Source organism: Thermococcus nautili, from assembly GCF_000585495.1.
Taxonomy (GTDB): Archaea; Methanobacteriota_B; Thermococci; order Thermococcales; family Thermococcaceae; genus Thermococcus; species Thermococcus nautili.
Map to the genome: position 1 here is coordinate 448,854 of NZ_CP007264.1, position 21,251 is coordinate 470,104.

Sequence of the window (21,251 nt, forward strand, 5' to 3'; positions counted from 1 at the left end):
GGGGGTTAAAAACTTCACTCAGACTTCTCTTCCTTCTCCTCTGCGGCCTTGGTCTTCTTCTTGCTGGTGGTCTTCTTGGTGGTCGTTCTCCTGGTCTTCCTGCCCTTAGTGCTCTTCCTGGTTCTCTTCTTGGGCTTCTCTTCCTCCTCGGCCTTCCCGGCTTCTTCCTTTGGCTCCTCAGTCTCATTAGTTTCCTCGTCCTCTGCCTTCTCCTCGGCAGGCTTCTCCTCCTGAGTGGTCTCGGTGGTCTCCTCGGTGGCTTCGGCAGTCTCAGCAGGCTCGGCCTCTTCAACCTTTTCCTCAATGACCTCTTCCTCGGCTTCGGCCTCTTCCTCCGGAGGCTTGAGGAGCTCCTCCACGTTCGGCTTGAAGGTTATCTCCTCGTAGCCAAGGAACTTGAGGTCGCTCTCAAGGAGTATCTCACCGAGGGCAAGGGTTCCCCTGTCAACCTCGTCGAGAACCGGGGTGAAGTCAACTACGACGTCCTTCTCTCCGACCTCGATGATGACCTTGTTGGCGTCGACCCTTGGAAGGCGGAGCTCAATCATGCCCTTGACCTTCTCTATTGGGTCCTCGACCTTCTCGACTATCTCGACCTCATAGATAAGGTGCTTGCCGGCGTAGGGGTGGTTGAAGTCGACCCTGACGCGACCTCCGCTGACGGTGAGGACCCTTCCCTTTAGCTTCCTTCCGCCCTCGGTCTCAATCTCGACCGGCATTCCTGGGAACGGGATTATGCCCTGCCTCCTGAACTGGCCGAGGGTGAAGGTCTTGATGAGCTTCCTGTCGCGCTTTCCAAAGCCCTTCTCGGGCGGAATCTCAATCTCGTACTTCTTACCGACCTCAAGGCCCTCAAGGGCTTCGTCGAGACCCTGAAGGACGTGGCCTGCCCCAACCGCTATCGGAACGGGGCCATAAACGCCGTTTTCCTTGTAAATACCAGCCTGCTTGGCTATCTCCTCATCGGTAGTGTCGAAAATCTCGCCGGTTTCCTTAATCTTTCCGGTGTAGCGGAGCTTTATGACGTCTCCCTTCTCAACCTTGACCATCTTTACAACCCCCTTTTTCAGGCTCTAACCGGAGTTGTGGAGTTGGTTTTTAAGCTTTCCCGCAACGATAAGCTAATAAAAAGGCCCTCCCAAAAGGCCCCGGTGGTGGGAATGGCGATTAGGATATACAACACCCTCACGAGGCAGAAGGAGGAGTTCAAGCCCCTTCGCGAAGGCGAGGTTAGAATGTACGTCTGCGGTCCGACGGTTTACGATTACCCGCACCTCGGCCACGCGAGGACTTACATTGCCTTCGACGTCATAAGGCGCTACTTCGAGCACAGGGGTTACACCGTTCTCATGGTGATGAACTTCACCGACATAGACGACAAAATCATCAAGCGTGCCAACGAGACCGGCGAGGACCCGAAGGAACTGGCGGAGCGCTTTTTGAGGATTTTCCTTGAGGACATGAAGGCCCTGAAGGTCAAGCCGGCCGACGTCTACCCGCGCGTCACCGAGCACATGGAGGACATAATTAACTTCGTGAAGAAGCTCCAGGAGAAGGGCTACGCCTACGAAGGTAGCGACGGCGTTTACTTTGAGGTCAGAAAGTTCAAGGACTACGGAAAGCTGAGCAAGATAAAGCTCGAGGACCTCGTTAAAGGCGCGCGCGTCGAGCCCGGTGAAGGCAAGAGGAACCCCGAGGACTTCGCGCTCTGGAAGAAGGCGAAACCCGGCGAACCGAAGTGGGAAAGTCCCTGGGGCGAGGGAAGGCCCGGCTGGCACATAGAGTGCTCCACGATGAGCAGTAAGTACCTCGGTGAGAGCTTCGACATCCACGGCGGAGGAAACGACCTCATCTTCCCGCACCACGAGAACGAGATAGCCCAGAGCGAGGCCTGCTTCGGCCACGAGTGGGTTCACTACTGGATGCACACGGGTTTTCTGATGGTGAACGGCGAGAAGATGAGCAAGAGCCTCGGCAACTTCGTAACCGTTAGAGAGCTCCTCAAGCGCTACGACCCGGAGGTTATAAGGCTCTTCGTCCTCCAGAGGCACTACCGCTCGCCCCTCGACTACAGCGAAGAGGGCATAGAGCACGCCAAGAACAACCTCGAGAGGCTCTACAACACCCTTGAGAACATCCGCGTGGCGATGGAGAGGGCGGAGATTTCCTTCCGCTGGGACGAGCCCGAGTTCAGGGCCTACGAAGCCATAAGGGATGCGAGGAGAAAGTTCTACGAGGCCATGGACGACGACTTCAACACGGCCGAGGCCTTGAAGGCGGTCTTCGAGGTCAGCAACGCTATCAATAGATACCTCACCGAGGTGGAAAAGCCGAAGGAGAGCATCCTCAGGAAGGCCTGGGAGTTCTTCAAGGACGTCGGCGAGGTCTTCGGCCTGTTTGAGGACTACTTCAAGGAGCAGAAGGCCGGAAACGAGGAGGAACTCATAAACCTGCTCGTTGAGGTAAGGAGCCAGCTCAGGAAGGAGAGGAAGTTCGATTTGGCCGACAAAATCAGGGACGAGCTGAGAAAGCTTGGAATCCAGCTGGAGGACACACCGCAGGGAACGGTCTGGAAGAGAATTAAGGTTTGAGGGTTCCTTCTCCTTGAATGTCCTATTTTTTGTTCTGAGAACCCTTTGGTCTTATTGTAGCGTTTAACTTGATACCGCAAGCGAGGAATTCAAACTTCTTTCAATTCTCTTCGAGTCTTATTGCAACGTGAGCGCCATGGGTACAGGAGCCAGCCTGGTAATAGCTTTCAATTCTCTTCGAGTCTTATTGCAACCTTCTATTTACCGGCACCACCAAGACCAAGACAGAAACTTTCAATTCTCTTCGAGTCTTATTGCAACGCTCCTCTCTTAGCCAAGTGCTCTATCCTGCTCCTCCACTTTCAATTCTCTTCGAGTCTTATTGCAACTATAGGACGACGGTAACACTATCAGAGGTCCACGTGCTTTCAATTCTCTTCGAGTCTTATTGCAACTTCCCTGGCGGACGTGGCCATCGAGCTTGAGCTTCTCTTTCAATTCTCTTCGAGTCTTATTGCAACATACACGCCAACAAGTGTTGATACAACTTCAAACACTCTTTCAATTCTCTTCGAGTCTTATTGCAACGCTGGCGACAGGCTCTGAGGACGTTGAGAAGGTTTCTTTCAATTCTCTTCGAGTCTTATTGCAACAAGAAAAGTGGGGTCGTGAAGGGTAAGGAGTGGCTTACTTTCAATTCTCTTCGAGTCTTATTGCAACCCAGCTGTGGAGCTTCGCCCTCCAACCGCCTTTCTTGCTTTCAATTCTCTTCGAGTCTTATTGCAACGCGGACAACGCGCCTTCCAAGGCGCGCCTTGAGATACCTTTCAATTCTCTTCGAGTCTTATTGCAACAAAGGCGAGGTCTGGCTGGCTGAGCGTTTAGGCCCTGCTTTCAATTCTCTTCGAGTCTTATTGCAACCTATTTTCTTTGATTCTCCACCCTTGAGGTAGATGCCTTTCAATTCTCTTCGAGTCTTATTGCAACTTGTTCGCCGGGCATCCGCCTGACACTGACGGGACGACTTTCAATTCTCTTCGAGTCTTATTGCAACACTCAGTTCTGTTTTTATAGTATCCCTTCTCGACGACTCTTTCAATTCTCTTCGAGTCTTATTGCAACGTTATTTCAAGGACTTCGCCATGAACTTGCCCTACATTCCTTTCAATTCTCTTCGAGTCTTATTGCAACAGGCACATGTTTCGGTATTTTGTGAAGGCTCAACAACCTTTCAATTCTCTTCGAGTCTTATTGCAACACGCCACCACCATAACCGTAACTCTCTCAGATAACGACTTTCAATTCTCTTCGAGTCTTATTGCAACATAGCTCCCTCACCCGAGTAGGACCATCAGCACCTGCTTTCAATTCTCTTCGAGTCTTATTGCAACCTCTTTCAAGAAGTCAAGGACTGGGGAGCGGATCCCCCTTTCAATTCTCTTCGAGTCTTATTGCAACACCTCGGGAGGCTTCATAGACCTTAAGAAGTATTTCGCTTTCAATTCTCTTCGAGTCTTATTGCAACCCTCGACCGCGAGGCGCGAGAGATTGTTGATAAGGTGCTTTCAATTCTCTTCGAGTCTTATTGCAACGGATGGCCACCGCTCCCATGCCCAGAGCATCCTCCGCTTTCAATTCTCTTCGAGTCTTATTGCAACTCTGCATTGTGAGCGCTGATAGTGCTCCAGGTTTTTGCTTTCAATTCTCTTCGAGTCTTATTGCAACCTGTATGAGGGTGCTCATACACTCACTTTCGAGAAAAGCTTTCAATTCTCTTCGAGTCTTATTGCAACCCAGAGACTTAGAGCGGATCCTGATAATGTAGCTCCCTTTCAATTCTCTTCGAGTCTTATTGCAACTGGGTTTTGCTGGGTTCTCCTACGTGGACAGAAAAACCTTTCAATTCTCTTCGAGTCTTATTGCAACGTGGAGTGGCTGGTGGATATATAGGTGGAGCGATCCTCTTTCAATTCTCTTCGAGTCTTATTGCAACCATCACAATACGCTCGTTCGGCAAAACTGAGACCTTCTTTCAATTCTCTTCGAGTCTTATTGCAACCAGAGAAGGCCGTTCCAATTGGGTGAACATCATCAGCTTTCAATTCTCTTCGAGTCTTATTGCAACGCACAGCTGAAAGAGAAGCTGAGGAGTCAGCAGGACATCTTTCAATTCTCTTCGAGTCTTATTGCAACCTACTGAAGTCATTGCGTCGCTGAAATGGAAAATGCAGCTTTCAATTCTCTTCGAGTCTTATTGCAACTTTACGAGCCGAAGCAGAGGGTCATCATCTGGTTCAACTTTCAATTCTCTTCGAGTCTTATTGCAACTGCAATAAGCCCGTACTCTAATAACACCCGCTCTGCCACTTTCAATTCTCTTCGAGTCTTATTGCAACCGCGGTAATCAGCTTCCTGTTCAGTTTTGCTTTAGGGAGCTTTCAATTCTCTTCGAGTCTTATTGCAACATTTTCTCATTCAGCCCCTCCACAATCGTTTGAATATCTTTCAATTCTCTTCGAGTCTTATTGCAACCACTTTCAGCGCAGGGTATGCTTCGGCCTGGAGCCTCTTTCAATTCTCTTCGAGTCTTATTGCAACTTTTTCTCCCACTCGTAGCCGAAGCGTTCAAGCTCGTCTTTCAATTCTCTTCGAGTCTTATTGCAACCTCATTGATGAGGTTCAGAACCTCCTCCAGCACCCCGACTTTCAATTCTCTTCGAGTCTTATTGCAACACGCATGGCGTTGGAGATAGAAGGGGAAGCGAAACGCCTTTCAATTCTCTTCGAGTCTTATTGCAACAATCAACCGTGTAATACCTCAATCCCACGAAATGGACTTTCAATTCTCTTCGAGTCTTATTGCAACCAGGCCAAGGGACGAAAGCCTTGGGGTGAGTTCGTTCTTTCAATTCTCTTCGAGTCTTATTGCAACCCAGTTCTCGCTCTATGACGTTGACTCAGTCATCTTCCTTTCAATTCTCTTCGAGTCTTATTGCAACTCGAAGTCATCAACTTCATACAGGGCAGAGCAGAACGCTTTCAATTCTCTTCGAGTCTTATTGCAACTGGTCTCGTTAAAGAGAGTCGCCACGTTGCCGCTACTTTCAATTCTCTTCGAGTCTTATTGCAACTCTCCACATTGAGGCAAAGAAGTTAGATAATACGCCTTTCAATTCTCTTCGAGTCTTATTGCAACACGAACCTTCCTACTCCTGGCCTCCTGATAATAGAAGCTTTCAATTCTCTTCGAGTCTTATTGCAACAAAGGTTAAGGCCCTGGTCGAAAAGGGCCTCTTAATCCTTTCAATTCTCTTCGAGTCTTATTGCAACGGTAGCAATATTGCATTTTTCACTGCAAATGAGCACTTTCAATTCTCTTCGAGTCTTATTGCAACGCGGTTAAGGTGGGGTTGAGATGGGCGACATAACGCTTTCAATTCTCTTCGAGTCTTATTGCAACGAGGTTAAGGTAGGCTCGATGAGTCAGGAGAACATGACTTTCAATTCTCTTCGAGTCTTATTGCAACACGGGTCAGGGACGAGATGAAGGCTTTTTGCGTTGCTCTTTCAATTCTCTTCGAGTCTTATTGCAACTATTAGAATTTCCTTATCCTGTGCTGTGGCGTTGAACCTTTCAATTCTCTTCGAGTCTTATTGCAACGAGCGTTAAGGAGCTGGAGATAAACAGGGAACTAAACCTTTCAATTCTCTTCGAGTCTTATTGCAACAGGGGGTGGTTTGTTTGGTTAAGGTGCGTAACATCTTCTTTCAATTCTCTTCGAGTCTTATTGCAACAGGGCGCAAAACTCGTCCTTCCGCCCAACGAAGAGAAGAGAACACCAGAACATTTAAGCCTTTCTGGAAACCTGCGTTTACCCGGGGTCGGTCGTGCTGACCGTCACGTTGTCTCTCGCGGGGATTGGGTATCGTTCTCATGCCTGGCCCGGGGCACCGGTGGGATTTCTAGACTCACGAGAGCGTTTTAATGTCGGTTTTGAGGCAGTTTTGGTTTTGTCTGGCGGAATAATCGAACCTCATCAGGGTTCCAGTGGAAAGCTCCCCGCTCGTATCCAATCTGTTCGCTTCGAAAAAAACTTCGTAACATTCCACCTGGAATCTGGAACACTATGTCGCATTTAAGGATTTGTAAAATCCGATTTCCAACCGCCTCTTCCGCCCGCTTGTTTTGAATTTTCCTCTCTACCGGGGCCCTTCTGGTCTCGGCCCTTTCTCACCGTGATACTCCCCTGAGAAAAGTGCCGGCTGATTTTATATCAAACCATGCATATTTAGTGGACAACTTAATAACCCACCGTAATGTTTAAAACCCGCAGGTCTTATAAGCGCCAGAAACAACGGCCAACGGTGGTTGAAATGGTGCGCTACATGGTAACCTCGGCACTCCCTTACGCGAACGGGCCGATTCACGCGGGCCACCTGGCGGGAGCGTATCTCCCGGCAGATATATTCGTTCGCTATCTCAGACTGAAGGGCGAGGAAGTGCTCTTCATCTGCGGAACCGACGAGCACGGGACGCCGATAACCTTCCGCGCGCTCAAGGAAGGCAGAAGCCCGAGGGAAATCGTCGACGAGTTCCACGAGCACATAAAAACGACCTTCGAGAGGGCTAAAATCAGCTTCGACTACTTCGGGAGAACAGAGCTACCGGTGCACTACAGGATAAGTCAGGAGTTCTTCCTCAAGGCCCTTGAAAACGGCCACCTCGTCAAGAAGGTCACCAAGCAGGCCTACTGCGAGCACGACAAGATGTTTCTGCCGGACCGCTACGTCATCGGAACCTGCCCCTACTGTGGCGCCGAAAACCAGCGCGGAGACCAGTGTGAGGTCTGCGGGAGGCCCTTAACTCCGGAAATCCTAATCAACCCGCGCTGTAACATCTGCGGAAACCCGATAACATTCAAGGATTCAGCTCATTACTACATCAAAATGCAGGACTTCGAGGAGAGGCTCAAGAAGTGGGTCGAAAGCCAGCACTGGAAGCCCAACGTCAAGAACACCGTCCTCGGCTGGATTAACGAGGGCCTGGAGGAGAGAGCCATAACGCGCGACCTCGACTGGGGAATCCCGGTTCCGCTCGACGACGAGGACGTCAAGGGCAAGGTCCTCTACGTCTGGTTTGAGGCACCGATAGGCTACATCTCCATCACCATCGAGGCCCTCAAGCGCGCCGGAAAGGAGAAGGAGTGGAAGAAGTTCTGGCTCAACCTCGACGGCGAGACGAAGGTTATACACTTCATCGGCAAGGACAACATACCCTTCCACGCGATATTCTGGCCGGCGTTCCTGATGGCCTACGGCAAGTATAAGGACGAAGAAGTCGAAGCCGAGTGGAACCTCCCATATGACATTCCCGCCAACGAGTACCTCAATCTGGAAGGCAAGAAGTTCTCCACCAGCAGGAACTGGGCCATCTGGGTTCACGAGTTCTTAGATGCATTCCCGGCCGACTACCTGAGGTATTACCTCACCGCGATAATGCCCGAAACTCGCGACAGCGACTTCAGCTTCGCCGACTTCAAGGTGAAGATAAACGAGGAGCTGGTGAACAACCTCGGCAACTTCGTTCACCGCGCGCTTACCTTCGTGAACCGCTACTTCGATGGAATTGTCCCTGAGAGGGGCGAGCTAAACGAGCTGGACAAGGAAGCCTTTGAGGAAATCCAGAAGGCCTTCGAGGAGGTCGGCGAGCTTATAAGCCAGTACCGCTTCAAGGACGCGCTCAGAAGGGTAATGGAGCTGGCCATCTTCGGCAACCGCTACTTCGACCACCAGAGGCCCTGGAAGACGGCAAAGACCGACCGCGAGAGGACAGCCACCACTGTAAACGTCTCGCTCCAGATAGTCAAGGCCCTTGGAATCCTCCTTGAGCCGTTCTTACCGGATGCCAGCGAGAAGATATGGCACCTGCTCAACCTCGAGGAGCTCAAGCGCTGGGAGTTCACCGAGATTCCAGCTGGCCATCGCGTCAGGAAAGCAACGCCGATGTTCAGGAAGGTCACCGACGAGGACATCATCTACTTCATCCTCAACTACATCGCCAGAGGAAACCCGGAGAGCGCGAGGGTGCTCCTCGACAAGTACTACAAGCGCGACGATGTTGTGAAGGTCGCCCTGGAGCGCTTCAAGAACAAAGAGGAGGCGAGGGCAATACTTAAGAGCGTCTACGGCGAGGAACTCGAGGTCAAGTCCGAAAAGCCTGGAAAGGCCTCGAAGAAGGAGAAGGTGAAGAAAAAGGAGGGTGGAAAGATGGACTACGTCAGCTTTGACGACTTCGCGAAGCTCGACCTCCGCGTTGGAAAGATAATCGAGGTCAAGGACCACCCGAACGCCGACAGGCTCTACGTGGTCAAGGTTGATTTGGGCGACGAGGTCAGACAGCTGGTGGCTGGCCTTAAGAAGTACTACAAGCCGGAAGAGCTCCTCAACAAGACCGTCGTCATCATAGCGAACCTCGAGCCCAAGAAGCTCCGCGGTGTCGAGAGCCAGGGAATGCTTCTGGCCGCTGATGACGGAGAGAACGTCGCCCTGCTCATGCCCGACAAGGAGGTAAAGCTCGGCGCGAGGATTAGGTGAGGCCCTTTTCGAAACCCTTTTCTCTTCCTCCGTTCCTGTACGTGGGGCGTGGTGTTCCCTAAGGGAAGAAAAGCCAAAGAGGTTTCTCTCCAGACTCGGTCGAGAGACTAAGGGAGCTATAGGGCGAACAGGTCATCGAGTTCAAAGACTAAGAAACCATCCTCCCTGAGCTTTTCCGCGTTTTCCACTCTTTTACCAACGAGACCCAGCTTAATCTCTTCCGCCTTGAGCTTAACGAGGCCGCTCTTCCGCTCCAGCTCGGCCAGTATCCTCTCGGCGTCGCGTTTCCTCAAATCGCTCCACTTGACCTCGAAGAAGTATGCCCTGCCCCTTTTCAGCCCCACGAAGTCTATCTCTTCGCTCTTACTCCACCACCTCCCGCCCCTCTCGAAGGCAAACTTCCTCCAGAGAAAATCGGCAACGGCCCTCTCAAAGACCCGCCCCATGTGGTGGTCGAAGTTTGCTTTGACCTCCTCAAGAACCTCGCCGTAGAGCTCCCGCTCAATCCTCTCCCTGTTCGGATAGACGAAGCGGAACCAGAAGCGGAAGTAGTTATCGGCGAACTCGTAGCGGGTGTTTCTCCTCTTCTCTGGCTCAAAGGCTGGGTGAACCTTGGCTATCACCCTTATCCTCGCGAGGTTGTCGAGGTAGCGCGAGACGGTTCCCCTGTCGAAGCCGGTGAAGTTCACTATCTCCCCGAAGCTCGTCTTCCCGAAGGCTATCGCCTTTAGTATCGCGAAGTAGCGCGCCGGCTCCCGGAATTCCTGCCTGAGAAGGAACTCCGCCTCGGTGTAGAGGGGGCTCTCCTTCCGAAGGAAGAGCCTTTCAACGTTCTCCCAGAATGATAACTTTCCATCAAACTGCCTCAGATATGCCGGAATCCCGTCGGCCACTCCATAGACCCTCAGCCAGTCCTCCGGAGAGTAGCCCGGAAGGAACTCCCTAACGTGCCAATACATCAGCGGCTTCACGTCGAGCTGCATAGTTCTTCTCCCGTAGAGCGGGCTCTTATGACCAAGGAGTCTCTCCATCATGCCTATCGATGAACCCACGAGCACGAGCTTGACCTTTGAGTTCTGAATGTGTAAATCCCAGGCCTTCTGCAGGAGCGAGGGAAATGCTGGGTTCGAGGAGACAAGATAGGGAAGCTCGTCAATCGTTACGACGACTTTTTCTCCCCTCCTGGCTATGTACTCAAAGAGCTCGACCCAGCCGAGGTCGGAGCGGGCGAGGGGGAAGTCATCGAAGAACTCCCCGACCTTTCGTCTGAACTCCGCGAGGTTCTCCCGCTCGCTCCTCTCGTCGGCGAGGAAGTAAATCAGGGGAACGTTTTGGAATGCCTTAAGAACGAGTGCTGTTTTCCCAACTCTTCTCCTCCCATAAACTACTATCAACTCCGCTTTCTCACTCTCAAAGGCTCCCTTCAACGCCTCAATCTCGTGCTCCCTGTTCACAAATTGTTGTATCATGATTAGACTAATCACGTTGCAACTATTTAAGAGTTTCGATGGGTTGTCCCGTTTGCGGGGTCAGGTTTGTCAGAAAGTCGGCTCAAGCGCCGTTGAGAGTGAATGTCAATTAAGGAGAAGTTCTCACTATCTCGTCCACTATGTACTAGAACTCTCTGAGAACCTTTTATCCGACTGAATAAGGCAGGGAAACTCGTCTATCATAACAACGACCTTTCCCTTCTCGGCAAGATACCTGAAAACATCGGAAAAGCTTGAGAAAGAAGCCTCGCTGAGGAAAGCCGGGCTTGTGGGTCTTGACAGCTGGGGGAAGAGTTACGGCCTCATCGCCAAGAGTGTTAATGGAAAAGAAGGGCTGAGAAACGAGGGTTGCCTCGTCTGGGACTTGAGAGACTTCAATATCCCAACTAAGGGCCTCTAAAACACCAGCTCCACCCAGTTCTCCTTTCCCCTCTTATAGACACGCACGAGTCCCTTCTCCTCAAGGCGCTTGAACATCCTCCAGGCGGTCGTCTTCGGAATCCCGAGGGCTTTCCTGACGTCGGCCTGCTTGGCCCTTCCGCCCTGGTCGTAGACGTAGAGGAGCGCGTTGATTTCCTCGTCGGTGAGACCCATCGCTTCAAGCTTTTCCTTGAATTCCTCCCTTGAGAGGGGCAGGTTCCCAGGGTTTCCTCTCTTCTTGGCCCAGTATGCGACTGCTGGGATGCCAATGACCGCCAGAATGCCGAGTATGGGGAACAAGTCTCTCCCGCCGGACGCTGCTGAGGTGCCCGGTTCCTGGGGTGAGGTGTTTTCAGGGATTGTTGCCGGGGAAGTTGACGTGGATGCGGTTGAAACCGTGCTGGATGTTGTGGACTGCGTGTTTGAGATTGAGGTTGTCGTAGTGGAAGTTGTGGTGGTTGAGGGGGGCGAAGTAGTGGTGGTTGGGAGGGGCAGGATGTAGGAAACGCTCTGGTTTCCCGGCGGCATGGTTATCGTGTCGGAGGTTATTTTGAGGGGAACGTCGCTCAAATCAACGACCACCGCTCCGGGGGGGAGCTTTATCGTCACGGGGTATGGGAAGCTGTAGGTTAGGTTCCAGACTTCCCCTTCCTTTGATGTCAACGAAGCCGTAAAGTACGTGACAGTGATTTTAGTCGTCGAATTGAGGACGTAAACAGTTAGAACGCTCCCGTTCTTCTCGAAGAGGAGAGGGTTTCCGTTCTCGTCAAGCACAGCGAGGCCGGTGATGTCTTCGCTCAAAAGGGGAATTTCAACTGCCACTGAGTAGTTCGAGGGAACCACTACCTCAGTCACCTTAACGTATCCGCTGCCGTAAACTTCGACCGAGACGCTCTCAAAGGTACCCTGACCGAGGATTGGGGGTAGGGTTAAGAGCAGGAGCACTACTGCCAGGGCTTTTTTCACGGCTCTCCCTCCGGAGTTTATCTTTTATCCCCTGAGCCCTCTCCTGGAGTCTTCTTTGGGGGTGTACTTGGAGAGCCTTCAGTGGAACTTCCGGGGAACGAGGGATGTCCAGGGGTTGTGTGGGTGATTCCCCGTATCTTGCCCCTTCTTTCCAGTTCCACCAGAATCCTGGGAATTTCTTTGAGCAGTCTAAGAACCTCCTCGCTGTTTCCGCTCTTGATGGCGTTCTCAAGTTCTGCCCTTATGGTAAGGAGTTCGGTTGCGTTGGCCCCGCCTTTGATGAGCGCATCAATTCTGCGGAGCTGGGCCTGCCCCATAAGTCTAGCCTTCATCGTAACCGAGTTACGAACCGCCAAGTTCAGGGCCTCCTCAAGCTTCAGCCTAGATGTCTGGAGGAACGCCACCTTGTGAACTATGTCCTGGGTATCGTTCTCCTCAAGGGATTTTTTCAGTCCCTCGTAGACCCATAGCGTTTGGTTGTACTCGGCTTCGAGCTCCCTCAGCTCCTCTCCGCTCAGCTCGCCCGATTCAATTAGCTTCCTAGCATATTCCAGAACGTTCCCAGCGATGGCCACTTCTGTTTTGGCAATTGAAATCCAGTCGGTTTTCTCCGTCAATTCTTCCCCTCCAAACCGGCAGAACGTTATGGCCGAGTGATAAAGGTTCATCGCCTTTAGGGCCTCCTTAACGCTCTCGTTGTATTTTCCGTCCCTGTACAGCCCCCAGGCCTTTTCGCGAAGGGCGTCAGCCTGCTCGGAGGTGCAGTTGACGGAATGGGTGTAGTTGGCAAGCCTGTCCAGTGCAAGGAGCAGTCCGTTTGCTCTCGTTGACGCAGAGACGGTCTCGGAACTAACCCCGCCGACTGCCGGAACAAGTGAGACGAGGAGTATCCCGATAATCATGAACGCGATTTCCCTCACGGTTATCACCGCTTTAAGTTACGGCTCATCCCTAATTAGGGAAGCGGTGGAACAAAGGACTTAAAACGTTTCCGCAAGTTCCTTTCGATTTCAGGCGGATAGAATTAGGGGCGAGGGGGATATAACGTTTTCTCTAACGCTTCAACTCCACCCAGTTCTCTTTCCTCCCCCGGATGATTCTCACGAGTCCCTTCTCCTCAAGGCGCTTGAACATCCTCCACGCGGTCGTCTTCGGAATGCCAAGCGCGTCCCTTATCTCGGCCTGACTGGCCCGTCCGCCGTGCTCCAGCAGGTATTTCAGCGCAAGCTTTTCCTCCTCCCTCAGCTCGTCGCTTTTAAGGGCATCTTCAATGGGGTCAGCTTTGGTCTCACCGCCATCGTTTCCGGACCGTTTCCTCCACCATATGAAAAACACTCCTCCGACGAGAACAGCCCCGCCAAAGGCCAGGAGAACTTCAAGGGCACCGCTTTTCTGGTTCTTGCCCGTTGGGGGGTTTTCAATGATGTATGAGACGCTCTGGTTGCCCGGAGGCATCGTTATGGAGGTTCCGTTTATTCGAAGGGGGATATCGCTCAAATCAACGATGACGGCACCATCGGGGAGGACAACCTCAAAGGGGACCTCGGAGGAGAAGTTAACCGTCCAGACTATTCCCCTCTTGGAGGTGAGGTCGGGGGTGTAGTAGGAAATCCTAACGAGCTCGGCGCTTCCGGGGTAAATCAAGAGAGACCCGTTGGTTTCCTGGAAATCGATGGGGTTTCCCCGGGAGTCCTCAACGATGATGTCTTGGGCGTGTTCGGTAACCGGCACGATTAGCGGTTCGGTGTAGTTATCGGGCACTATCGAAATTTCCACCTTGACGTAACCGTCCTCGTAAACGAAGAGCTTTACTGTCTCCTGGGCGAGGACCGGGGAAGCCAGCAGAAGCAGTGCAAAGACGAGCGCCGTGCATCGGAGCCTTCTCATTCCTCCACCTCCAAAATGAAAGGGTCAGGAGTGCGCGTTGATGAAGGCCTCCACCTCCTTCAGGAGGGTGACGGCGGCCTCGAAGTGTTCTTTCGCCTTCTCAGGCTGTCCGGTGCGGAGCAGGCGGATTCCGAGCTTGTATTCGTTCATGGCGCTCTTAAGCTGGACTTCCGCCTTCGAGACGTCAACGCCCTCGCGCTTGAGCTTCATGAGCTCCCTGCCGTCGCGGACTATTCTCTCGCGGAGCTCCTTGAGCTTCTCGAAGTTTCCGTCCCACTTGAAGTGGCCCCTTGCCATGGTCCTTCCCCTTGTGAGCGTCATCTGGAACTCCTTGACCACGTCCCTCTTCTCGATTATGAGGTTAAGGGCTTCGTCCCACTTGCCCTCGTCCGCGAGGGTCTTGACGCTCGTGTAGAGCTCAAGGAACGCGGTGTAGGTCTCGTTCAGCTCCGGGTTCGGGTTCTCGCTCAGGGTCCTGTTGGCGAGCTGGATTGCCCTCTCGCCCTTTGCAAGGAAGCGCTCAACCACTTGCTCCGCATTCTGGTGGAGCATCTGGAGCCTCAGTTCCTTCAACGCGGAGTCGAGCTCGGCCTTCTTCTGGAGGGCAACCTCGTAGTCCCCCCTTGCCTTCGTCATGTTTCCAGAGCGTACGTCCTCCATCACGAGCTTGAACGCCTCAAGGGTCTCGTTGTAGAGTTCCCTCGCTTCGGTGACGTTTAGTCCCTTCTCACCGGCAACGTTGATGAGCCTCTCAGCGTAGCGCAGGTAGGCCCTGGTTCTCTCAACCTGTGCCCTGAACTGGGCTTCCACGTTGGCACCGGCTCCCTTCATCGGTGCCCTAATCTCCGACAGCACGAGCCGGTAGTAGTGCATCGCCATCAGCGCGTCCACCATGGAGGCGTTGTAGTTCCCCTCCTGGAACTCGCTCAGGGCTTTGTTGTAGTGTTCCTCAGCTAAGGCGAGGTACGTCGAGTTCGTCATGTTCTCAGGAACCTTCGCCTCGGTGAACTCGGCGAGCCTCTTGAGGTTGTCTATCAGCTTTTCAGCAACTACCTTCTCCTGCGGAACCTCGTTTGTCCCGGTGGAGTTCTCTGACCCGCTCGCGAGGGCGAAGGGCACCAAGCTCCCCACGAGCAGGGCCGTCAATATTACCACGAGCAACTTCCTCACGGCCATCACCGTTCCCCTCTTGGGGCCCAAATATTTTAGGGTCGCGGTGGAACGCGCGTTTCAAATCGTTCCTTTTTCCTCAAGCTCCTTAGCCAGGAGCGCAACTGTCAAGATGCCCTCAAAGATGCTCCCAAAGTTCGGGACCTCCCCGAACTGGGCAAAGAGAGTTCCGTAGCGCGGGTGCCACGCATCGACCTGCTTCCTGTTTTTGGCGGTTATGATGTAGACAACCCACTCCCTCTCCTCGAGCCACTCAACGAGCTTCCAAGCGTCGGCCATGTCTTTGACCTCAAGGCCAAACTTCTCGCGGACCTTCCCGGTGAGCTCCTCCATAGTCTCCACCGATTGAGCTTTGCATTGTGATTAATAAACCTTCACAGGAGCATCTTGAGCGCGACGAGGATTAAAACCCCAGCAAATGCCCTTCTAAGGGTCTCTGGATGGGCCCTGTGGGCCGCTAAAGCGCCGAGCCTGCCGCCGATTATGAGCCCCGGAGCAAGGAGGAGGGCCATGTGTAAATCAACCTGCCCAAGGCGGTAGTGCTCGAAGGCTCCAGCCAAGGCCGTGAAAAAGAGGGCAAAGCTCGAGGTTCCAACGGCGTACCTCATAGGTATGCCCACGAAGGTGTGAAAGAGCGGGACGTTGAGAACGCCGCCGCTTATGCCCAAAAGCCCGCTCACGAGGCCCGAGAGGATGCCCACAAGGGGAACGCGGGAGTAGTGGACGGTGCCGTCTTCGTCGTGCGGGTTGCCCTTTCCGCTCGCCATCGTGTAGGCAAGGTAAAAGAGGAGCAGCGCAAAGGCCAGTTTGAGTTCCTTTCCAGGGAGTTTAGAAGATAAGTAGGCGCCGATAACTGCGAATGGGACGGAAAAGACCTCCTTCAGGAGAACGACGCGGTAAAGGACCGCCCCCCTTCGAATGTGGGTCAGCGAGGCGGAGAGCGAGCTGAGGACTATGCATGTCAAACTCGTGCCGATGGCGAGGTGTATCGGCTCTCCGAGGAGGACGAGGGTCGGCACTATCAGAAAACCGCCGCCGACACCGAGGAGGCCCGCTATAAACCCAATGCCGAGGCCGATGATGAAGTCGAGGAGATACTGAAGCATGGAAACCCTTTTTAGGAGTCCGTTAAAAACCCTGTGGTGGTTTCGTGAAGACGTCGGAGTTGAAGTTCCTGCTCCTCGTACTTCTTGTACCCATCGTGACGTTCCCTGGCTCCATAACGTTTGCCAACTGGGACGCTCCCTACGGTTTTTACAAGGACGTATCTGCTTGGCTCGGCTCTATAGTGGGGGGCTGGCTTTTTCTCATCGTTTATGGAGCGTGGAACTGGAGAAAGGGGAGAATACGGGCGCTATGTCCTGTTGTCCTGGCCCTCCTCATCGTTGCGGCCTCAATTGTCGGCTACCGGGCGGAGCTCTCACTCCATGGAGAGAAAGGGTTTGGAAGCGAAAGCATTGTCAGTTACGTAGCGGGTGGAATCCTCGGCTTCCTCCTGTCTCTGATGCTTTTGCCTTCAATTGTCCACGTAATAGCGGGGGACATCTATCCCTACGATAGACCCCTGCTCTTTGTCTGGCTGGCAATGATAGTTGCAACGCTCCTCCTTGGGGCGGTGTATATGAAGGAAAGAAGAAAAGGGCTCAAGGAACCGCGAAGCCGAGGCCCTTGAGAATCATTCTCAGGGCCAGGAGGAACATCACAACGGCGAATGCCTTTTTCAGGGAGGAAGCCTTAGTTCTCTTGGCTATTCTGGCCCCCATCTGCGCCCCCAGTATGAGGCCCGGCACGAGGAGAACGAGCCACTGCGTTTCCACGTTTCCCATCATGTAGTGCTTGAGCGCTCCGGCCGTTGCGGTGAAGACTATGGCAAAGCTTGAGGTTGCGACAGCGTAATGAATCGGCAGTCCAAGGTAGGTCAGGAAGGGCACGTTGATGATTCCTCCGCCGACGCCGAGCAGACCGCTCGCGATTCCCGCGAAGAAGCCGCCGACCGGGACGAGCTTGTAGTTCACCTTAACGTCCTCAAGCCTGACCTCGCCCGGCTCTGCCGTTTTCTTTCTGTATATCCTCACTGCAACGACGATTAGCGCCAACCCGAAGATGACCTTCAGTCCGGAGGCGCTGATGAACGATGTGAGCCATGCCCCTATGTAGGCGCCTATAACGGCAGTTGAGGCCAGCAGAAGTCCGACCCTGTAGTGTATCCTCCTCTGCCTTGAGTAGGCTATCGCCGAGCTGAGCGACGTGAAAACCACAGCGGCGCTCGAAGTTCCGACCGCGTGGTGCATCTCGACGCCGAGTAAATTGAGGACGGGCACTATCAGGAAGCCTCCTCCGAGGCCAAACAGTGCCGCGAGGACTCCGATGAAGACACCGACCGCGAAGTAGCCGAGGTATTTCAGCATTAATCATCCCTCAAAATGCGTCGTATGGCGTCGCTTATGCTCCATACTTCAATAATACCCGCACGGGAAACCTTCTCAAAGTGCCTGTCGTTGGTCACGAGGATTGCCCCGCTTTTCAGGCACGTCGCCGCGTGGACGGCATCCGCAAGCTGGGTTTCAGGGAAATACGGAAGAACGCGGAGCACTTCCTCCCTGCTTGGGTTCACAATCGTAACCCTCCTTCTAATGAACTCATAGAAGTCCAGCGCGTTGAGCTTTTCGGCGTATTTTCGGTATTCGGCCATCAAGACGTCGTTTGCCACCAGAACGTAGCGTTTGCTGGTTAAAAAATAGAGTAAAAGCTCGGTAGTGTCAGTCCAGCCCCGTTTAACCGCCGCTATGAAGACGTTCGTGTCGAGCAGAAATTTACAGTCTGTAGAGCTCCTTCGCAACTCTGTTCCCCTCTTCCCTGGTTTCAGCCTCAAGCTCCTCTAAATTCACTTCTCTTGAGTTCCTGACGAGTTTTTCGAGCATTTTCTTGACGTTGAAGCGCCTCAAGACTATCGTATCGCCGTCTATCTCCGTAACGAGGAACTCTTCACCGGGCTTGATGTTAAGCTTTCTCCGAACGTCCTTTGGGATTACGACCCTGCCTTTGGAGTCTATCTTCGTTACTCCCACTTTTCCCACCATTCCCATGTTAAGCCGACGGTATTTAAAGGTTTACCACTCGAAGGCAACGGCCTCCACGAGCTTTACCAGGGCCTCAAAGTCCTCCTCCGTGAAGTCCTTCGGAAGGCCAAGCCCTTCCCCCTCTCCCCGCTGATACCTGAGTCCGTTGCGCTCCGCTATCTTCACGACCTTTTCGGGAACGTCCCCGATTACCGGCCCCTCTCCAGGTCTTCCGTCGAAGAGGCGGAGCCTGATGAGCGTTCCCTCAAAGTCCGGCCCGAAGCCGAAGGCAAAGACGTTTCTCCCCGGGACGTCGTGGTCGGTTAAATCGGCTATCGCTTTTACCGCAACTTCCACTAATGGCCACTCCTCGGGCTCCTCGATGACGAAGGAAAGCCTGTCAGAGAAGTCCCCCTCGTCATCGCCGAACTCGAAGATTAACCTCTTCCCGGTCTCAATAACTTCGCCGTAAGGTTCGAGAAGGCCCTTCAGCCTTTCCCTCCACTCCATTCAAACCACCTCAGAGCATCTTTACCTCCTCGGGCGGACGAACCTTAAGGACTTCGCGGTTCACAAGCGTCTCCGGAACCTCACCGCGCAGAACTGCTAAGAGGTTTCTAACCGCCTGAAAGCCCATGTCCTCCATAGCCTCCTTTGAGAGGCCGGCGTAGTGGGGCGTTAAAACAGTCTCCCACTCGTAGTCGAAAAGCTCGTGCTCCTGAACCGGCTCGTTCTCGAAGACGTCGCTCGCGTAGCCCTTCAGTTTATCCTCTTTGAGGGCTTTAACGAGGGCCTCTTCATCGACAAGGGTTCCGCGTCCGATGTTGACTAAATATTTGCCCTCAAGGAGCTTCAATCGCTCTTCGTTGATGATGTGATAGGTTTCCCTCGTCGCCGGGAGGGCGAGGATTACGATGTCGCTCTCCCTCAGCACGTCGTCGAGGGGAAGGTACCTCGCGCCAACTTCCTCCTCGATATCGGGCTTCCGCGAGCGAGACCAGTAGAGTATCTCCGTCCCCATCGCCTTCATTCTCCGCGCTATTGCCTTTCCTATCGCCCCCATGCCGAGGATTCCAACCTTTTTGCCGTAAACCGTCTCGATGCCCTTGAAACCGCTCCAGACCGTCCTGTGGGAGTCCCACTTTCCAGAGCGAATGAACCTGTCGGCGTAGGCGATTTTTCTCAGAAGAGCTACCGTTAAGCCGACGGCGAACTCCGCCACCGCCTCGCTGAGAACGCCTGCCACTTTGGTGACGTAGATTCCCTTCTTGGTTGCGGTCTCGATGTCAACGTGGTCGTAGCCTGCTGAATGACAGCTTATAACCTTCAGCCTTTCAGCTTTCTCAAGGACTTCACCTGAAACCGGATTGAGAGGGGAAACTATCAGCCCGTCGTACTTCCCGATGACCTCTTTAAGCTCCTCAACGCTCGGATAGAGGATAACGTCAACGTCCGCCCATTTCTTGAGTTCCTCAAGGGGTTTGCTCTTCATCTTGAAGAGGACGGCCACCTTCGGTCTCATGCTACCACCTTAAGACCCCTATCGAAACGAACCTAATAAGGTTTCTCCCGACGAAGTGGCGAATCTCACCTGAGAAAGCTTAAAAACTCCTTCCAGTTCTCCCTTTAGGTGGTGCAGATGGGGAAGGTAAAGCGTGAGAAGTGGAGCAACGAGTTCAGCGAGTGGTACAACGAACTCCTCGAAACGGCTGGAATTATCGACAAGCGCTACCCGGTCAAGGGAATGAACGTCTGGCTTCCGTACGGGCTGAAAATCATGCGCAACATCGAGGCCTTCATAAGGGCCGAGATGGACAGGACCGGTCACGAGGAAGTTCTGTTTCCGGCGCTCATCCCTGAAACCGAGTTCCAGAAGGAGGCCGAACACATAAAGGGCTTTGAGGACGAGGTTTACTGGGTAACGCATGCAGGTCTCGACCCCCTCGACGTCAGGCTCATTCTGAGGCCCACGAGCGAAACTGCCATGTATTCCATGTTCTCCCTCTGGATTCGCTCCCACGCGGATTTACCCTTCAAGGTCTACCAGATAGTCAACGTCTACCGCTACGAAACCAAGCACACGAGGCCCCTCATTCGCGTTAGGGAAATCAGCAGGTTCTTCGAGGCCCACACGGCTCATGCCGACTTCGAAGATGCCGAGAGGCAGATAAAGGAGGACCTTGAGATATTCGACCGCCTCGCGAAGTTCTTAGCTTTGCCCTACATAATCTCAAAGAGACCCGATTGGGACAAGTTCCCCGGCGCCTTTTACTCGCTCGGCGCCGAGATAATGATGCCCGACGGGAGGACGCTCCAGATAGGCACGATGCACAACTACAAGCAGAACTTCGCCAAGGCCTACAACATCCAGTACGAGACCGAGACGGGCGACCACGAGTTCGTTCACCAGACGACCTTTGGAATGAGCGAGCGCCTTTTAGCGGCGGTAATAGCGGTTCACGGCGACGACAGCGGAATGGTTCTCCCGCCGACGATAGCGCCGATTCAGGTCGTTATCGTGCCCATTCCGAAGAAAGACGCAAACGTTGACGTCTTCGCCTACGCGAGGGAGATAGCCGAGGAGCTGAGGAAGGCCGGCTTCAGGGTGCATGTGGACGAGCGCGACATAAGGCCGGGCAGGAAGTACTACGACTGGGAGCTGAAGGGCGTTCCCCTCCGCATAGAGGTCGGCCCGAGGGACGTCGAAGGAAGGAAAGCCGTCCTCGCGAGGCGCGACACCTTCGAGAAGGTAACCGTCGAGCGCGATGCCATCGTCGAGGAGGTGAAGAAGACCCTCGACGCGATTCACGAAAACCTCTACAACCGCGCCAAGGAGTTCCTTGAGAGCCACATCAAGCGCGTTGACACGATTGAGGAAGCCAAGGCCGTCTTCGAGGACAGACGTGGCATAGTCGAGATTCCCTGGTGCGGTGACGAGGAGTGCGGGCTTAAAATGGAAGAGGAGCTTGACGCGAAGATGCTCGGAACGCCCTACCCGGAGGAGAAGGCCAGAGAGGGCATCGAAGGCAAGAAGTGCCCGGTCTGCGGCAGGGAGGCGAAGTTCGTGGCGAGGTTTGCGAGGACCTACTGATTCTTTTTCCCTCCGCTATCCTTTTAAACAATTTACTGCAAAG

Annotated in this window: 17 protein-coding genes and 1 CRISPR repeat array; of the genes, 4 read left to right on the top strand and 13 right to left on the bottom strand. The window is 53.4% G+C overall.

Annotated elements, in window-relative coordinates:
• Positions 1–14: 14 nt before the first annotated feature.
• The gene (locus BD01_RS02520) at positions 15–1,049 is read right to left on the bottom strand and encodes an FKBP-type peptidyl-prolyl cis-trans isomerase (protein ID WP_042689613.1); all 1,035 of its coding nucleotides are present in this window, start codon (positions 1,047–1,049) and stop codon (positions 15–17) included.
• 111 nt (positions 1,050–1,160) lie between these two features.
• Between BD01_RS02520 and cysS the strand changes: the two genes are divergently transcribed.
• On the top strand, positions 1,161–2,591 hold the full coding sequence (gene cysS / locus BD01_RS02525) for a cysteine--tRNA ligase (protein ID WP_042689615.1): 1,431 nt from the start codon (positions 1,161–1,163) through the stop codon (positions 2,589–2,591).
• 97 nt (positions 2,592–2,688) lie between these two features.
• Positions 2,689–6,326: direct repeats of the CRISPR family, unit length 30 nt; unit sequence CTTTCAATTCTCTTCGAGTCTTATTGCAAC.
• A 579-nt stretch (positions 6,327–6,905) separates the two neighbouring features.
• Entirely contained in the window at positions 6,906–9,125 is a 2,220-nt protein-coding gene (metG, locus tag BD01_RS02530; protein ID WP_042689618.1) for a methionine--tRNA ligase, read from the top strand.
• A gap of 116 nt (positions 9,126–9,241) precedes the next feature.
• On the opposite strand, the gene BD01_RS02535 is transcribed toward metG, so the two are convergent.
• The 7 genes from BD01_RS02535 to BD01_RS02565 all read right to left on the bottom strand — a co-directional run bounded on the left by BD01_RS02535 (position 9,242) and on the right by BD01_RS02565 (position 16,164).
• Entirely contained in the window at positions 9,242–10,609 is a 1,368-nt protein-coding gene (locus BD01_RS02535) for an ATP-binding protein (RefSeq protein WP_245599264.1), read from the bottom strand.
• Positions 10,610–11,011: 402 nt separating this feature from the next.
• Positions 11,012–12,001 carry a helix-turn-helix transcriptional regulator gene (locus BD01_RS11375; RefSeq protein ID WP_042689623.1) on the bottom strand — a complete coding sequence of 330 codons (990 nt, stop codon included), beginning with the start codon at positions 11,999–12,001 and terminating at the stop codon, positions 11,012–11,014.
• A 17-nt stretch (positions 12,002–12,018) separates the two neighbouring features.
• The gene (locus BD01_RS02545) at positions 12,019–12,921 is read right to left on the bottom strand and encodes a hypothetical protein (protein WP_042689624.1); all 903 of its coding nucleotides are present in this window, start codon (positions 12,919–12,921) and stop codon (positions 12,019–12,021) included.
• A 133-nt stretch (positions 12,922–13,054) separates the two neighbouring features.
• Positions 13,055–13,888, bottom strand: coding sequence for a helix-turn-helix transcriptional regulator (locus BD01_RS02550; protein WP_042689626.1), 834 nt, complete (start codon positions 13,886–13,888; stop codon positions 13,055–13,057).
• Between the two features lie 24 nt (positions 13,889–13,912).
• A complete protein-coding gene (locus BD01_RS02555) occupies positions 13,913–15,064 on the bottom strand; it encodes a hypothetical protein (protein WP_042689628.1) in 1,152 nt (383 codons plus the stop codon).
• Between the two features lie 54 nt (positions 15,065–15,118).
• Positions 15,119–15,391, bottom strand: a complete 273-nt coding sequence (locus tag BD01_RS02560) for a hypothetical protein (protein WP_042689631.1) — start codon at positions 15,389–15,391, stop codon at positions 15,119–15,121.
• 41 nt (positions 15,392–15,432) lie between these two features.
• Positions 15,433–16,164 (bottom strand): sulfite exporter TauE/SafE family protein, encoded by a 732-nt coding sequence (locus tag BD01_RS02565; RefSeq protein ID WP_042689634.1) that lies wholly within the window; start codon positions 16,162–16,164, stop codon positions 15,433–15,435.
• Positions 16,165–16,208: 44 nt separating this feature from the next.
• Between BD01_RS02565 and BD01_RS02570 the strand changes: the two genes are divergently transcribed.
• Positions 16,209–16,730 carry a membrane protein gene (locus tag BD01_RS02570; protein ID WP_042689637.1) on the top strand — a complete coding sequence of 174 codons (522 nt, stop codon included), beginning with the start codon at positions 16,209–16,211 and terminating at the stop codon, positions 16,728–16,730.
• On the opposite strand, the gene BD01_RS02575 is transcribed toward BD01_RS02570, so the two are convergent.
• The 5 genes from BD01_RS02575 to BD01_RS02595 are packed head-to-tail and all read right to left on the bottom strand — an operon-like array spanning position 16,702 to position 19,639.
• Complete coding sequence (locus tag BD01_RS02575) at positions 16,702–17,466, bottom strand: sulfite exporter TauE/SafE family protein (protein WP_042689639.1); 765 nt, start codon at positions 17,464–17,466, stop codon at positions 16,702–16,704. The two genes, BD01_RS02570 and BD01_RS02575, sit on opposite strands and share 29 nt — an antisense overlap.
• On the bottom strand, positions 17,466–17,897 hold the full coding sequence (locus BD01_RS02580) for a type II toxin-antitoxin system VapC family toxin (RefSeq protein WP_042689641.1): 432 nt from the start codon (positions 17,895–17,897) through the stop codon (positions 17,466–17,468). Before BD01_RS02580 ends, BD01_RS02575 begins: the two co-directional genes overlap by 1 nt.
• On the bottom strand, positions 17,872–18,126 hold the full coding sequence (locus BD01_RS02585; protein ID WP_042689644.1) for an AbrB/MazE/SpoVT family DNA-binding domain-containing protein: 255 nt from the start codon (positions 18,124–18,126) through the stop codon (positions 17,872–17,874). Before BD01_RS02585 ends, BD01_RS02580 begins: the two co-directional genes overlap by 26 nt.
• 42 nt (positions 18,127–18,168) lie before the next feature.
• A complete protein-coding gene (locus BD01_RS02590; RefSeq protein WP_042689646.1) occupies positions 18,169–18,627 on the bottom strand; it encodes a hypothetical protein in 459 nt (152 codons plus the stop codon).
• Between the two features lie 10 nt (positions 18,628–18,637).
• Positions 18,638–19,639, bottom strand: coding sequence for a 2-hydroxyacid dehydrogenase (locus tag BD01_RS02595; protein ID WP_042689649.1), 1,002 nt, complete (start codon positions 19,637–19,639; stop codon positions 18,638–18,640).
• Between the two features lie 117 nt (positions 19,640–19,756).
• Here BD01_RS02595 and proS point away from each other — a divergent pair, with 117 nt between their 5' ends.
• Entirely contained in the window at positions 19,757–21,208 is a 1,452-nt protein-coding gene (gene proS, locus BD01_RS02600; RefSeq protein WP_042689651.1) for a proline--tRNA ligase, read from the top strand.
• The last annotated feature ends 43 nt before the right edge of the window (positions 21,209–21,251 follow it).

Excerpts from the sequence above, each read along its gene's own strand:
- BD01_RS02520 (WP_042689613.1), bottom strand. The coding sequence starts at position 1,049 with ATGGTCAAGGTTGAGAAGGGAGACGTCATAAAGCTCCGCTACACCGGA.
- cysS (WP_042689615.1), top strand. The coding sequence starts at position 1,161 with ATGGCGATTAGGATATACAACACCCTCACGAGGCAGAAGGAGGAGTTC.
- metG (WP_042689618.1), top strand. The coding sequence starts at position 6,906 with ATGGTGCGCTACATGGTAACCTCGGCACTCCCTTACGCGAACGGGCCG.
- BD01_RS02550 (WP_042689626.1), bottom strand. The coding sequence starts at position 13,888 with ATGAGAAGGCTCCGATGCACGGCGCTCGTCTTTGCACTGCTTCTGCTG.
- BD01_RS02555 (WP_042689628.1), bottom strand. The coding sequence starts at position 15,064 with ATGGCCGTGAGGAAGTTGCTCGTGGTAATATTGACGGCCCTGCTCGTG.
- BD01_RS02560 (WP_042689631.1), bottom strand. The coding sequence starts at position 15,391 with ATGGAGGAGCTCACCGGGAAGGTCCGCGAGAAGTTTGGCCTTGAGGTC.
- BD01_RS02565 (WP_042689634.1), bottom strand. The coding sequence starts at position 16,164 with ATGCTTCAGTATCTCCTCGACTTCATCATCGGCCTCGGCATTGGGTTT.
- BD01_RS02575 (WP_042689639.1), bottom strand. The coding sequence starts at position 17,466 with ATGCTGAAATACCTCGGCTACTTCGCGGTCGGTGTCTTCATCGGAGTC.
- BD01_RS02590 (WP_042689646.1), bottom strand. The coding sequence starts at position 18,627 with ATGGAGTGGAGGGAAAGGCTGAAGGGCCTTCTCGAACCTTACGGCGAA.
- BD01_RS02595 (WP_042689649.1), bottom strand. The coding sequence starts at position 19,639 with ATGAGACCGAAGGTGGCCGTCCTCTTCAAGATGAAGAGCAAACCCCTT.
- proS (WP_042689651.1), top strand. The coding sequence starts at position 19,757 with ATGGGGAAGGTAAAGCGTGAGAAGTGGAGCAACGAGTTCAGCGAGTGG.